The sequence below is a fragment of the Rhodococcus quanlei genome (assembly GCF_055231015.1).
The window spans coordinates 189,738-203,069 of record NZ_JBUYWD010000012.1; the positions used below are offsets into that span (position 1 = coordinate 189,738).

The window sequence follows — 13,332 nt, forward strand, 5'->3', positions numbered from 1 at the left end:
GCTGCCGCCCTTCTCGGCTCAGAACCGCTCTGGTGTATTTTTCAGGCCGGTCGGAGTGTCTTCATGGCGCGCTCGACCTCCCAGAAAGCACGCAATGACACGATCTTTCCATCGTCGTTCACTCGGTAGACGAACACACCTTCGGCGTCGATGATCGAGCCGCCGACGGTGCTGCGAATCGTACCGATGTTGACGTTCTCGTTTCCGCAGACGAGGGAGTCGTCTATGAGAAACTCGAGCGATTCGGTGGTCGCAATGGTCATGTCGTAGAACCGGCTGATCGCCTCGGCGCCGCGATGTCCCTTGCCTTCCGGGTCGAAGCCGGAGGGGCCGACAGGGTCCTCGACCACTGCATCGTCGGCGAACAGTGCGAGCCATTCGTCTTTTCGCTTGGCAGACGCCGCCTCACGAGACGCCTGCCCAGCCGCGACAGCGGGATGAACGGTCTCTGTCATCGTCAGCCCTTTCCGATGTAATTGGCGGCGAACTTGCGCATCGAATCCTGCTTCGCTTCGAGTGGTCCGTCGAAACCGATCCCATCGAAAACCCAGGGCACGGTGATGATGTCGGTGACGCCGGCGTCTTCGAGCTGCGAGTATCCGTCCTTACCGAACCGGTCGATGCACACGGTCTGAATCTCGAACGGATCGTTCTGTTTGCCCTGCTCCGCTCGGAGCTCACGCAGCCGCGCGATCACCTGCACCAGATCGTCGTACTTGATCATTGCCGACGTCCAGCCGTCGCCGGCCCGCGCTGCTCGGCGCAGGGCCACGTCGGTATGACCGCCGATGTAGAACGGGACCGGCTTGGACGGTGCCGGACTCATCTGGAGACGTTCGAAGTCGAAGAACTCGCCGTGGTATTCGACCATGCCGCCGCCCAGGATCAGCTTGATGACGTCGATCATCTCGTCGACTCGTTTGCCGCGGCGTTTGTAGGGGGCGCCGCACCATTCGAATTCCTCTGGAGCCCACCCGATGCCGGCGCCGAGACCGAATCGATTTCCGGTCAGATTTGCTACCGAACCCACCTGGCGTGCCAACAACACCGGGTTGCGCGAGCCCAGCTTCAGCACCTGAGTGTAGAACTCGATCTTCGAGGTCACCGCACCCATGGCGGCCGCCGCGATCAATGGGTCGACCCACGGCGTGTTCTCGTCCCACATGCGCGAGCCGTCCGGGGTGTACGGGTAATCGGCCGCTTGCTTCTCCATGTAGAAGAGAGAATCGGGGAGAGCGATCGAGTCGAACCCGCATTCCTCGGCGGTTTGCGCGAGCGCGGGCAGTTCTTCCAGCGGCGTCATGGCCACGCCGACCGTGTACTTCATTGTTCGTCCTTACGTCGAGGGGCGATCGACACCGACCACCCACATGGAGAAGTACTGGGAGCCACCGCCATACGCGTGGCCGAATGCCTTACGCGCATCGGTCACCTGATGGTCGCCGGCCCGGTTCATGACCTGCATCGCGGATTCGGCGAAGCGGATCATCCCGGATGCGCCGATCGGATTGGACGAGAGCACGCCGCCGGATGCGTTGACCGGCAGCTTCCCGCCGATCTCGGTCTCACCGGATTCGGTGAGCTTCCAACCCTCGCCTTCGGGAGTGAACCCGAGATTCTCGAGCCACATCGGTTCGAACCACGAGAACGGCACGTAGATTTCGGCTGCGTCGATCTCTTCGAGCGGATTCGTGATGCCCGCATCGCGCCACAGCGCGGCGGCGGCGTCACGTCCGGCCTGCGGACTCACCTGATCACGGCCGGAGAAGGTGGTCGGCTCGGTGCGCATCGACGTCGCATGGATCCACGCCACGGACCGCCCCGACTTCTCCACCTGAGCGGCGGCCTGTTCGTTTCCGATCACGAGGGCGCACGCACCGTCCGACGACGGGCACGTCTCGTCGAAACGGATCGGGTCCCACAACATCTGCGATGCCTGCACCGACTCGAGGGTGATGTGCGGCTGCTGGAGATGAGCGTAGGGATTCTTGGTCCCGTTCAGACGGTCCTTGACCGCGACCATCGATCCGACGTGATCGGGTGCTCCCGAGCGTCTGATGTACGAACGCACATGCGGCGCGAAGTAGCCTCCGGCACCTGCTCCGACAGGCATGGTGAACGGCACCGGGGTGGAGAGAGCCCACATCGCATTCGACTCGGACTGCTTCTCCCACGACACCGTCAGCACGCGATCGTGCACACCCGACTTCACGAGGCTCGTCGCGACGACTGCGGTGGATCCACCCACCGAACCGGCGGTGTGAACCCGCAGCAGCGGTTTGCCGTTCGCTCCGAGGGCATCCGCCATCGCCAACTCCGGCATCATCGCGCCCTCGAAAAGATCGGGTGCCTTACCGATCACCACGGCATCGATATCGTCCCAACCGACTTCCGCATCGGCCATGGCGCGGTCGATGGCCTCTCGGACCAGACCTGACATCGACACGTCGTGGCGCTTGGCCACGTAATGTGTCTGGCCGGTGCCGAGGACCGCAGCAAGTTGCTTTCCCGAAGCCACCATCAGTTGCGTCCCTCCATCACGGCCACCAGGTTTTGTTGCAGTACCGCGCCGCCCGTCGCGTGCGCAAGCGTGCGCCCGGCGCTCCCGTCGAAGATGGCTCGCGCGGCATACCCGATTCTTTCGAGGCCGCCGGCGAACATCGGATTTCCGGTGAGCGGTCCACCCGACGGATTCACCGTCGTGCTGTCAGGGAGACCGATCGCTTCGCGAAGAATCAGTTCCTGGTGGGTGAACGGGGCGTGGAGTTCGGCGACACCGATCCCTCCGATGTCGCCACCGGTTGCCTTGCGGGCTGCGGCTGTGGTCGACGGGGAGACGGTGAGGTCGCGTGCCCCGAAGTTGGGCGAGTCGATGCGATGGTCGATTCCTGTGATCCAGGCGGGTCGGTCGCTGAGCTCACGTGCCCTGTCGCCGGACGCAAGGACAATGGCTGCTGCCCCGTCGGTGATGGGTGCGCAGTCGTGCTCGCGCAGCGGGTCGGCAATGTACGGGGAATCCAACAATGCTGCGACGCTCGCGTCTCCCGATATCTGCGCATTCGGATTCGAATGTGCGGCAGCCCTACTCCTCACGGCAACCTCGGCCATGTCCTCCGCGGTCCATTTCCCGGAATCCAAACCGAACCGCGCCTGGAGACCCGCAATGGACACCGAGTCGAGTCCGAGTGGCGCAACCAGATAAGGGTCCAACTGCATGGACAACACCTTGCGAAGGTTTCCGGCCGACGACTTACCGAAACCGTAGACAAGTGCCGTCTCCACCTCGCCGGTCATGATCTTGACCCAGGCTTCGTACAGTGCCCATGCCGCGTCCATCTCCACATGCGACTCGTTGATGGGCGGCACCGCACCGATCGCATCGACGGCGGAGATGAACGAGAACGCGCGGCCTGCCAAATAGTCGGACGATCCCGAACACCAGAAGTCGATGTCCGACTTCGTGATACCCAGCTGTTCATAGAGTTCGTGGAAGCACGGGACCAGCATCTCGACGCCGTTCGTCGTCCCCGTGGTCTCGCGGACGTGGGGCGCGTGCGCAAACCCGACGACTGCTATTTCTGTCATTGTCGCCTCACAGATGATGCTTGTAGGTGTCGTACTCCGCGTCGGGTTCTCCTGTCGGACGGAAGTACTCGATGTTCTGCAGGGTGTAGTCCCATTCCGATTCGGGCCGCCATTTCGCCTCGACGCGCATCCCCATCCGCACGTCGGCGGCATCGCACTCGAGGATCAGATGTAGAAACGGGATGTCGGCGCCGTCGAGCAGGATATAAGCAGCGACATACGGGGGCTTGATCTTCTGCCCCATGAACGGAACGTTCACGACGCAGAACGTCGTCACGATGCCCCTGTCCGACAGTTCGACCTGATCGCGGGTGGGAATTCCGTCCGTGGGGCTCGCTCCGCGTGGGGGGATGTACACCTTCCCGCCAGGACCGGTTCGTCCACCGATGAGCTTGCCTGCCGCGAGCCCGCGAAGGTAGTAACTCTCCTCCGCGGATGCGGAATGCATGTAGTCGAGGTCGACAGGGGTGACCAGCATAGACACCGCCTCGTCGGTCGACGGCGGATCTTGAGGGGCTGTCGACGACTCGCCCGGCTCGAAGAACTCGATGTCCTGGATCCGACCGGCGCGCTGCTCCGACCAATGTGCGCGCACCCGCATCCCAGTGCTCATCGCATCCGGTTCGGCGGCATCGACCACGTGCAGAAGCGAGGTGTCCGCTCCGTCCAGCTGGATCAGTGCCCATGCAAAAGGGTGGGTGAGTGGTTGCCCGGCAATCGGTTTGGGCATCCACGTCCAGCTCGTCACCGTCCCGACGTCTGACACGGGCGTGAAGTCGGTGAGAGGTTCCGCCGTGTTCGGGTCGTATTCGGGCGGCGGAACGTACACCCTGCCGTCGGATCCACGCGCGCCGACAACCGTGCCGTCACGCATGGCAGTCAGGAACGCCCCGATGGTGGGACCGACAGATCGGGTGTAATCGAATTGCAGGTTCAGCGGTGCGCTCAACGGCTTGTCTGTCACCGCGCTCTTTCCCAGGCTCACAACTTCGAGTAGAACAGGTTCTAGTGAATGTGGCAAGGGTCACGCCTTGCCCACTCTCGCAAAACTCGGAGGTGCGTGGTGAAGCTCGGATTGCAGTTGGGTTATTGGGGTGCAGGACCGCCGACCAATGTTCCGGAGTTGCTCGCCGCAGCAGAGGATGTCGGCTTCGATGCGATGTTCGCAGCAGAGTCCTGGGGATCGGATGCGTTCACGCCGCTGGCCTGGTGGGGGTCGCGCACGGAGCGCATGCGCCTGGGGACGTCGGTGGTTCAGCTGTCGGCGCGCAGCCCGACGAGCTGTGCGATGCACGCGCTCACTCTCGATCACGTCAGCGGTGGCCGTGCGATTCTCGGACTGGGCGTGTCCGGGCCGCAGGTGGTCGAAGGGTGGTATGGCCAACCCTTCGGGAAACCGTTGGCACGCACCCGCGAATACGTATCGATAGTGCGCAGCGTGCTTGCGAGGCAAGCGCCCGTCACCAACGACGGCCCGCACTACCCGCTGCCGTACGTGGGGGAGGGGGGAACGGAGTTGGGGAAACCACTCAAGCCCATCACGCATCCGCTGCGCTCGGACCTGCCGATCTGGTTGGGCGCGGAAGGGCCGAAGAATGTGGCGTTGACCGCCGAGATCGCGGACGGCTGGTTGGCCATCTACTACTCACCCAAGCTCGCACCCATGTACAACGAATGGCTCGACGAGGGCTTTGCCAGGCCGGGTGCACGTCGTACCCGCGAAGACTTCGAGATCGCCGCGACCTGTCAGGTGATCATCACCGACGACCGTCCGGGGACCGTCGCAGCCTTGAAGCCGACCACCGCGTTGTACGTCGGCGGCATGGGTGCACCGGAACTCAACTTCCATGCGCAGGTGTACACCCGCATGGGCTACGGCGACGCAGTCGAGGAGATCGGACGACTCTTCCGGTCGGGACGCAAGGACGAGGCGGCCGCCGCGGTTCCCGACGAGATGGTCACCGACACCATGATCATCGGTGACGTGGACGAGGTGCGCGCCGGCGTCGCACGCTGGGAAGCCGCCGGAGTGACCATGCTGCTGCTCTCGTGTCGGGACGCGGACCACGTTCGGCAACTTGCCGCCGCACTCCTCTAGCTGCCCCCCGCGCGAATGGGACATCCATCCGATCTGACGGGACGGATGTTCCATTCGTCCCGTCAGTGCATGAGGTAGACGCAGGGCCTGGGCCGCGAAACGGCCAACGCGTAGTGCGCTCGCAGATCCTCGATCACTCGTGCCGGATCGTCACGAACGGCACTGGGCAGAGTTGGTAGGACGATGATGCCGTGATTCTGCATACGGGTACGACGTTCGACAGTCCGCCGGTACTGCTTCGGTGCAAGGTGCCAGTCGAGTGAATCGATGTCCCACGCGAACGCGGCGTCGTCGATCCAGCCGTCGGGCATGGCAATGAAACGACCGTCGCGATCGGCGATCTTTCTGTTGAAGAGCATCGTGGGCAGTCCGCTCTTCTGCCACACCTCACGTGCCTGGATCTCGGCGACAGAATGCACGTTCGCGGCCACCTCGAGGAGCACCCGCCGCACGTGCGCAGCTCCACGCGGGCTGCCGGCATCGAGTTCACGCACCAGTTCGGCGACGGTGACGGCACCGCGCTGGACGACCTCGGCAATGAGCGCGCGAACCTCGTCGACGGTGGTGCTGCGCCGTGCTGCGTCGAGGAGAGCACGGGGGAGTGGAGCGCATTCGACCCCGCCCCGATTCTCCGGCTCGGGTAGCCGTGTCGTCCGTTCGACGAGTACGAATCCGGTGGACTGAACACGACGGTTGGCGTCGACCAGCACGTGTACGGCACCCGACCAGTTGCCGAAGCCATGACAGCGGAGTGCAGCGCGGCCGGTGACTACGGACCGGCGTCCCGAAAAGGCGAGTGCACCGCGGGCTCGGTGCTGATGCGACGGTGTGCTGTTCCGTAGAAGCACGACACCCGGCAACAATCGCTGCCACGGCCCGCCTCGCTCGCACCGGCGCGCAATCGTCGTGCGCGACATTCCCAGTCGTTCGAGGTGATTGCTGCGGACGACGCCATACTGCTCGAGCTGGCCGAGAATCTTCGAATCGTCCGCCCATGGTCCCCGTCTCATCGGGCGATGATGGCATCCCCTGCGTTCGTCGAACAGACCCTGTTCGGCTGCCTGTGGATAACTTCAGCGGGACGAATGGAACATCCGCCCCGTCAGATCGGATGGATGTCCCATTCGCGCAGAGAGCGGTGGAGCTATTTGCCTTGGAAGTGGGGGGTGCGTTTCTCTGCGAAGGCGCGGGGGCCTTCCTTGGCGTCCGCGCTCTTGAACACTTCGGTACCCAGGCGTGCGTCGATCTGGAAGGCTTCTTCTTCCGGCATGCCTTCGGTGGTGCGGATGGTTTCGAGGATGGCCTGGATCGCCAGAGGGCCGTTCGCGGCGATCAGTTCTGCCAGTTCGAGCGCCTTGTCCAGGGCCTTGCCGTCGGGAACCACGTGGCCGATGAGACCGATGTCCTTGGCTTCGGGCGCCAGGATGTGACGCCCGGTGAGCAGAATGTCTGCGGCTATGGTGTACGGAATCTGGCGAACCAGGCGCACCGCGGAACCGCCCAGCGGGAAGAGGCTCCACTTTGCCTCGGACACACCGAACTTCGAGCTCTCGCCGGCGACCCGGATGTCGGTACCCTGCAGAATCTCAGTACCCCCGGCAATCGCGGGCCCTTCGACTGCGGCGATGAGAGGTTTGGTGAGACGCCGACCTTTCAGGAGGGCCTCGATCTTCGACAGGTCCCAGCCGCCGCCGGAGAAGGAATCGCCGGGGTGCGCGGATGTCATCGCCTTGAGATCTGCGCCGGCGCAGAAGGCACCGCCCGCACCCGTCAGGATGGCGACGCGAATGTCGGGATCGGAGTCCACACGGTCCCATGCTTCGCGCATGATCGCCATCATTTCGCCGGACAAGGCGTTGCGCGCCTCGGGGCGGTTCATCGTGACGATGAGGACGTGCCCCCGTTTCTCCACGAGGCAGTGCGACGAATTTTCTGATATGTCCGAATTCTCGGCGGCGATGGTGGACACTGAGGCTCCCGTTGCGTCTGTGAGCTGGCTCTCAAATTGGGTCTTGCCATGAACGGTAACACGTTCTATTTTGTTGACGTGGCCTTAAATATCGCAGACTTCGTCGAGCACTCCATCGATCTGAATCCCGACCGCATCGCGCTTCGGGACTCCGACCGTGAAATGACCTACGCACAGCTGGAGGAGAGGGCGAACAGACTCGCCAACTACCTGCGGGATCGCGGTGTGCAGCCAGGCGACAAGGTCGGTATCTACTGCAGGAACACCATCGAGGCCATCGAGGCCATGGTGGCGGTCTTCAAGGCGCGCGCAGTGATGGTGAACGTCAACTATCGGTACGTCGAGAACGAGTTGCAGTACATCTTCGAAAACTCGGACATGTCGGCCGTCATCGTCGAGCGGCGGTACGCAGACAAGATTGCGGGCGTTGTGCCCAACACGCCGCTCGTCCACACGGTCGTCGTGGTGGAAGACGGCACCGATCTCGACTTCTCCGCCTTCGACGGCATCTCGTACGAGGAAGCCCTGTCCAAAGGTTCGCCGGAGCGCAACTTCGGTGAGCGCAGCGCCGACGACCTCTTCATGCTGTACACCGGCGGCACCACCGGGAAGCCGAAGGGCGTCATGTGGCGTCACGAGGACTGGTGGCGCGTCCTGGGCGGTGGCACGAACTTCGTTACCGGCGAGCTCGTCGCAGACGAATGGGACCTGGCGAAGCTCGGTGCAGACAACCCGGCCATGGTGCGTTTCCCGATCCCGCCGATGATTCACGGCGGTGCGCAGTCGGCCGTGTTCCACAGCCTTTTCGGCGGAGGAACCCTGGTCATGCACCCCGAGTTCGACGCCCACGAGGTGTGGCAGGTCATCGACCACCACAAGGTCAACCTGATCTTCATCACCGGTGACGCCATGGCGCGGCCGATGCTCGATGCCCTCGTGGAAGGTAACCCGAAGACCGGTGAGCCTTATGACCTTTCGTCCCTCTACGTGATGGCGAGCAGTGCCGCCCTTTTCTCACCCGCGTTGAAGGAACAGTTCCTCGACCTGCTCCCGAATCGATTGATCACCGACTCGATCGGGTCATCGGAAACCGGCTTCGGCGGCCTGAGCACCGTCACGAAGGGTTTCGCGCATACCGGCGGTCCGCGCGTGAAGATCGATGCGTCCACAGTCGTTCTCGACGACGAGGGCAACCAGGTGGAGCCCGGGTCGGGCAAGGTCGGCATGCTCGCCCGCAGCGGCAACATCCCGCTCGGTTACTACAAAGACGAAAAGAAGACCGCTGAGACATTCAAGGTCATCGGCGGCGTTCGCTACTCCATCCCCGGCGATTACGCGACCGTGGAGGAAGACGGCACGGTCACGATGCTCGGGCGCGGTTCGGTGTCGATCAACAGTGGTGGCGAGAAGATCTACCCGGAAGAAGTAGAGGGTGCCATCAAGTCGCATCCCGATGTGTTCGACGTTCTCGTCGTCGGCGTACCGGATGAGCGATTCGGTCAGAGCGTCGCCGCAGTCATCGCGCCGCGTGGTTCGGCACGTCCGACCGTCGAGGACATTGCCGAGGCTGCCCGTAAGGAGATCGCGAGCTACAAACTGCCGCGCAGTATTTGGTTCGTGGACGAGATCAAGCGCTCGCCCGCCGGCAAGCCGGACTACCGTTGGGCTCAGGAACTCACGCAGACGCGTGCGGCCGACGATTCGGGAAAGTCGGGGGCAAGCCGGGCCAAGGGCGCATGATGCGCACCGGGCTCAGCGACAAGTTCGGGGTCGAGTACCCGATCTTTGCGTTCACTCCCTCCGAGCACGTAGCGGCCGCCGTCAGCCGGGCGGGTGGTCTCGGCGTGCTGGGTTGCGTGCGATTCAACGATCCGGAGGAGCTAGAAGCTGCTCTGAACTGGATGGACGAGAACACCGACGGTAAGCCGTACGGGGTGGACATCGTGATGCCCGCGAAGGTTCCGACCGAGGGCGCACCGACGGATCTCGAGTCGTTGATTCCGGCCGAGCACCGAGCCTTCGTCGATCGCACTCTGTCGGAACTCGGTGTCCCACCGTTGGACACCGGTATCGAGCACGCAACCGGAGTTCTCGGTTGGCTGCATTCGGTGGCGCGATCACACGTGGACGTCGCCTTGAACCACCGCATCGCGCTGATTGCCAATGCGCTCGGTTCGCCGCCCAAGGATGTGATCGATCAGGCACACGACAAGGGTGTGCCGGTGGCCGCATTGGCCGGCGCAGTGGAGCATGCCAGGCGCCACGTCGCCAACGGTGTGGACGTCGTGATCGCACAGGGTTACGAAGCAGGCGGTCATACCGGTGAGATCGCGTCGATGGTCCTCGTACCGGAAATCGTGGACGCGGTGGGGGATTCGGCTGGTGTACTCGCTGCGGGGGGCGTCGGAAGTGGACGCCAGATTGCTGCTGCACTCGCTCTCGGTGCGTCCGGAGTGTGGATGGGCTCGTATTGGCTGACGGCTGCCGAGTACAAACTCGGTAGTGCCTCCGGTGAAGGTCCGTCGACAATCCAGCGGGCGCTGTTGTCGGCGACCTCGTCGGATACGGTGCGGACTCGGATCTTTTCGGGCAAGCCCGCACGACTGCTGAAGACGAAATGGACCGACGCGTGGGACAAGCCCGAAGCGCCGGACCCGCTGCCGATGCCGTTGCAGAATCTCCTCGTCAGTGATGCTCATCAGCGCATCGTGGCATCGGAGAATCCGGACGTGGTCGCGATGCCGGTGGGCCAGATAGTGGGCCGTATGAACGAGATCAGGCCGGTAGCGGATCTGATGGCAGACCTGGTGAACGGTTACGACGCTTCGCTGAACCGATTGAACTCACTGTCCTGAATAGACCGTAGGAGCTTGCCGTGCCCGGATACGATCCGTTCGATTCCGAGTTCCTGGCCGATCCCTATCCGGTGTACCGGCACCTACGGGAAAACGATCCCGTGCATCGCTACACCGGCAATGAAGTGCCGCCGTTCTGGGCGTTGTCGCGGTTCGACCATGTGTGGGACGCAGTGCGTGACACCGAGACGTTCTCGTCCGCCCAGGGGCTGACGTTCGTGCCCGACGAGATCGGGAAGCTCGGGCTGGCCCCGACGATCGTGATGCTCGATCCTCCACGCCACGGCCAGCTCCGGGGGCTCATCGGTAAGGGTTTCACTCCGCGTCGGATCACAGCACTCGAGGACACGGTCCGACGGTTCGTGAATCAGCGACTCGATCTGTTGGAGGAGAAGAAACGGGCCGGCGAGGAGATCGATCTGCATCGTGATTTCTCTTCCCCGATTCCGACGTTCACTCTTGCCGAACTGCTGGGTGTGCCCGAATCCGACCGGTGGCGATTCGACCCCTGGGTGGAGGCGCTGACTGCGTTGCAGAACAGCGGCTTCGATGTGGCACGAATGTCGGCACCCGATGCGGTGGCGGAAATGTTCGGTTACTTTTCGGATCTCATCACGAAGCGGCGCGCGGACCCGACCGACGATTTGATCGGCACTCTCGTTCGTGTCGAATCCGAAGGCGAGCTCCTCACGGACTGGGAGATTCTGGGATTCTGTTTCGTGATGGTCGCCGGCGGAAACGACACAACGGGCAACCTCATCACTCACACGGTCATGGTCCTCGACGGCGACCACGCACAACGTGAACAGATGCTCGCCGAGCCGGATCTCGTTCCGACGGCGCTCATGGAGGTACTGCGTCTCGAAGGTTCGGTGCAGGGTCTCGCACGTACCGTCACCCGTGATGTCGAGATCGACGGCGTCGCCATCCCCGAGGGGGACAAGGTCATGATGCTGTACGGCTCGGCGAATCGCGACGACCGTGAATTCGGTGAAACAGCAGAACAACTCGACATCACTCGGAAGATCTCCCGTCACCTCGGGTTTTCGAGCGGCCCCCACTTCTGTATCGGATCGCACCTGGCGAAGTTGCAATCACGCGTGGCGATCGAGGAACTGTATCGTCGCTTTCCCACAGTTGGTGTGGATGTCGACCGGGGTGAACGCATCCGATCGTCGTTCACGCGCGGATGGGTCAACCTGCCGGCCGTCCTGTGATCACGATCTGAGGGGCGCAGCCTCCAGCGGACGAAACTCCCTCTCCCCGCGATCACACACCCATACCGGGTCCGAACAGTCCACACCTTGCGCGCTCAATGTTCGGGTGACGATCTTGAACGTAGCGGTGCGCGGTAACTCGGCGGCGATGCGAATCACCGTGGGTCGCTGCTTCGGCCCCAAGTCCGGCTGCCCGCTGAGGAAGCGAGCGAATCCGGCCGGATCGAAATCGGCGGCAGAGCGTTCACCCGACATCACGACGGCTGCCATGACACGGTCGCCGACATCTTCGTCCGGAATCCCGTACACCGAAACCTGGGCGAAGTCGGGGTACCGCAGAAGGATGTGTTCGATCGGCGCCGTACCGAGGTTCTCGCCGTCCACCCGCAACCAGCCCGAACTGCGACCTGCGAAGTACACGAATCCGTCGGCGTCGCAGAATGCGAGGTCGCCACTCCAGTACATGCCGCCGCGCATACGCTCCGCATCGGCTTCCGCATCACCGTAGTACCCCGCGAACGCGCCAGGTCCCGTGACGTTGACCAGCTCGCCGGTCGCTTCGTCGGCGTTGGTGATGCGTCCGGCGGAGTCGAACTCCGCGACGGGACACACTTCGCCTGTCTGCGGGTTCAGCACACGCACCGACTCTGGTAGTGCCCCCAACGAGTCCACCGGCTTTCCCGGAGTCGACGAAATCGCGATGCCGCCTTCGCTGGACCCGAAGGCCTCCACGACCCGTGTGTCGAATCTGCGGGAGAACTCGGTGACCACCTTCGCCGAACCCTCGTTGCCGTACATGATCCGCAGGGGGTTGTCTGCATCGTCGGGCCTTTCCGGTGTGGCAAGCACATATGACAACGGCTTGCCCACGTAGTTCGCATACGTGACCCCGTACTTGCGAACGTCCGACAGGAATTCGGAGGCGGAGAACTTTCGCCGCAACGCGATCGAGCTGCCCGCCGACAGCGCCACACCCCATCCGGCCATCATCGCGTTGGAGTGGAACATCGGCATGGACAGGTAGACGACATCGTCCGGTGTCAGACCGAACCGTTGGGCCAACATCGCGCCAGGAGCTGCGATCTTCTCGTGGGTACACCGAACAGCTTTCGGGTTCCCGCTGGTACCGGAAGTGAAGATGAGCATCAGCAGCTCGTCCGGACTCGGGGTTGCGGCGGTCAGTCGTTGCGGGTCGTGCTGCGCGAGAACCTGTTGCCACTCGCCGGAGTCGACGTCGATCACCCGGACTGCGGTGTCGACCTGATCGAGCAGATCGCCGCACCGACCCTCCGTGAGCACGACCTGGCAGTTCGCCAACGCGATGTCCCGGGCCAATGCGTCGCCACGCCGCGTGGTATTGAGACCGACGATCACCGAACCCGACAGTGCGGCTGCGCCTGCGAGCAACGAGAATTCGGGAACGTTGTCCATGAGCACACCGAAATGCCGCGGTGTAGACGGGTCGAGAAGTGAATTCAACGCGGCCGCCCGTCGGCGGCTTGCCTGCACGTGCTGAGCCCAGGAGATCGCTTGGTCCTCGAAGTGCAGACCCTGCTCGTGGTTGTCGCGTAGGGAGAGCAGGAGTTCGGTGACTGTGGTCGGCATGTC

12 protein-coding genes are annotated in these 13,332 nt (G+C 63.3%); 4 read left to right on the top strand and 8 right to left on the bottom strand.

Annotation, left to right across the window (positions count from 1 at the left end; all coding sequences use genetic code 11):
* Window positions 1-41: 41 nt before the first annotated feature.
* Genes ACZI8Q_RS11655 through ACZI8Q_RS11675 form a run of 5 tightly spaced genes read right to left on the bottom strand, consistent with a single transcriptional unit; the run spans window position 42 to window position 4,570 of the window.
* The gene (locus ACZI8Q_RS11655; RefSeq protein ID WP_463373685.1) at window positions 42-455 is read right to left on the bottom strand and encodes a nuclear transport factor 2 family protein; all 414 of its coding nucleotides are present in this window, start codon (window positions 453-455) and stop codon (window positions 42-44) included.
* 2 nt (window positions 456-457) lie between these two features.
* Window positions 458-1,327, bottom strand: a complete 870-nt coding sequence (locus ACZI8Q_RS11660) for a TIGR03619 family F420-dependent LLM class oxidoreductase (protein WP_463373686.1) — start codon at window positions 1,325-1,327, stop codon at window positions 458-460.
* Window positions 1,328-1,336: 9 nt separating this feature from the next.
* A complete protein-coding gene (locus ACZI8Q_RS11665; protein WP_463373687.1) occupies window positions 1,337-2,521 on the bottom strand; it encodes a thiolase domain-containing protein in 1,185 nt (394 codons plus the stop codon).
* Window positions 2,521-3,585, bottom strand: a complete 1,065-nt coding sequence (locus ACZI8Q_RS11670; RefSeq protein WP_463373688.1) for a thiolase domain-containing protein — start codon at window positions 3,583-3,585, stop codon at window positions 2,521-2,523. The genes ACZI8Q_RS11665 and ACZI8Q_RS11670 overlap by 1 nt, the downstream gene beginning before the upstream one ends.
* Window positions 3,586-3,592: 7 nt before the next feature.
* Complete coding sequence (locus ACZI8Q_RS11675; RefSeq protein ID WP_463373689.1) at window positions 3,593-4,570, bottom strand: Zn-ribbon domain-containing OB-fold protein; 978 nt, start codon at window positions 4,568-4,570, stop codon at window positions 3,593-3,595.
* 78 nt (window positions 4,571-4,648) lie between these two features.
* Here ACZI8Q_RS11675 and ACZI8Q_RS11680 point away from each other — a divergent pair, with 78 nt between their 5' ends.
* On the top strand, window positions 4,649-5,683 hold the full coding sequence (locus tag ACZI8Q_RS11680; protein WP_463373690.1) for an LLM class F420-dependent oxidoreductase: 1,035 nt from the start codon (window positions 4,649-4,651) through the stop codon (window positions 5,681-5,683).
* 62 nt (window positions 5,684-5,745) lie between these two features.
* Here the strand turns inward: ACZI8Q_RS11680 and ACZI8Q_RS11685 are convergent, their stop codons facing one another.
* Complete coding sequence (locus ACZI8Q_RS11685) at window positions 5,746-6,693, bottom strand: hypothetical protein (RefSeq protein WP_463373691.1); 948 nt, start codon at window positions 6,691-6,693, stop codon at window positions 5,746-5,748.
* A 134-nt stretch (window positions 6,694-6,827) separates the two neighbouring features.
* The gene (locus ACZI8Q_RS11690; RefSeq protein WP_463373692.1) at window positions 6,828-7,652 is read right to left on the bottom strand and encodes a crotonase/enoyl-CoA hydratase family protein; all 825 of its coding nucleotides are present in this window, start codon (window positions 7,650-7,652) and stop codon (window positions 6,828-6,830) included.
* 78 nt (window positions 7,653-7,730) lie between these two features.
* On the opposite strand from ACZI8Q_RS11690, the gene ACZI8Q_RS11695 reads away from it, so the two are divergent.
* From ACZI8Q_RS11695 to ACZI8Q_RS11705, 3 genes are read left to right on the top strand one after another with little or no spacing between them, the layout of a single operon-like run.
* Window positions 7,731-9,392 carry an acyl-CoA synthetase gene (locus ACZI8Q_RS11695; protein ID WP_463373776.1) on the top strand — a complete coding sequence of 554 codons (1,662 nt, stop codon included), beginning with the start codon at window positions 7,731-7,733 and terminating at the stop codon, window positions 9,390-9,392.
* On the top strand, window positions 9,392-10,507 hold the full coding sequence (locus ACZI8Q_RS11700) for an NAD(P)H-dependent flavin oxidoreductase (protein ID WP_463373777.1): 1,116 nt from the start codon (window positions 9,392-9,394) through the stop codon (window positions 10,505-10,507). Before ACZI8Q_RS11695 ends, ACZI8Q_RS11700 begins: the two co-directional genes overlap by 1 nt.
* A 20-nt stretch (window positions 10,508-10,527) precedes the next feature.
* Entirely contained in the window at window positions 10,528-11,724 is a 1,197-nt protein-coding gene (locus ACZI8Q_RS11705; RefSeq protein WP_463373693.1) for a cytochrome P450, read from the top strand.
* On the opposite strand, the gene ACZI8Q_RS11710 is transcribed toward ACZI8Q_RS11705, so the two are convergent.
* The gene (locus ACZI8Q_RS11710) at window positions 11,725-13,329 is read right to left on the bottom strand and encodes a long-chain-fatty-acid--CoA ligase (RefSeq protein WP_463373694.1); all 1,605 of its coding nucleotides are present in this window, start codon (window positions 13,327-13,329) and stop codon (window positions 11,725-11,727) included. It lies immediately after the preceding gene.
* Between the last annotated feature and the right edge of the window lie 3 nt (window positions 13,330-13,332).

Bases quoted from the DNA above. Each gene is read 5' to 3' on its own strand.
- ACZI8Q_RS11655 (WP_463373685.1), bottom strand. From the start codon at position 455: ATGACAGAGACCGTTCATCCCGCTGTCGCGGCTGGGCAGGCGTCTCGT.
- ACZI8Q_RS11660 (WP_463373686.1), bottom strand. From the start codon at position 1,327: ATGAAGTACACGGTCGGCGTGGCCATGACGCCGCTGGAAGAACTGCCC.
- ACZI8Q_RS11665 (WP_463373687.1), bottom strand. From the start codon at position 2,521: ATGGTGGCTTCGGGAAAGCAACTTGCTGCGGTCCTCGGCACCGGCCAG.
- ACZI8Q_RS11670 (WP_463373688.1), bottom strand. From the start codon at position 3,585: ATGACAGAAATAGCAGTCGTCGGGTTTGCGCACGCGCCCCACGTCCGC.
- ACZI8Q_RS11685 (WP_463373691.1), bottom strand. From the start codon at position 6,693: ATGAGACGGGGACCATGGGCGGACGATTCGAAGATTCTCGGCCAGCTC.
- ACZI8Q_RS11700 (WP_463373777.1), top strand. From the start codon at position 9,392: ATGCGCACCGGGCTCAGCGACAAGTTCGGGGTCGAGTACCCGATCTTT.
- ACZI8Q_RS11710 (WP_463373694.1), bottom strand. From the start codon at position 13,329: ATGCCGACCACAGTCACCGAACTCCTGCTCTCCCTACGCGACAACCAC.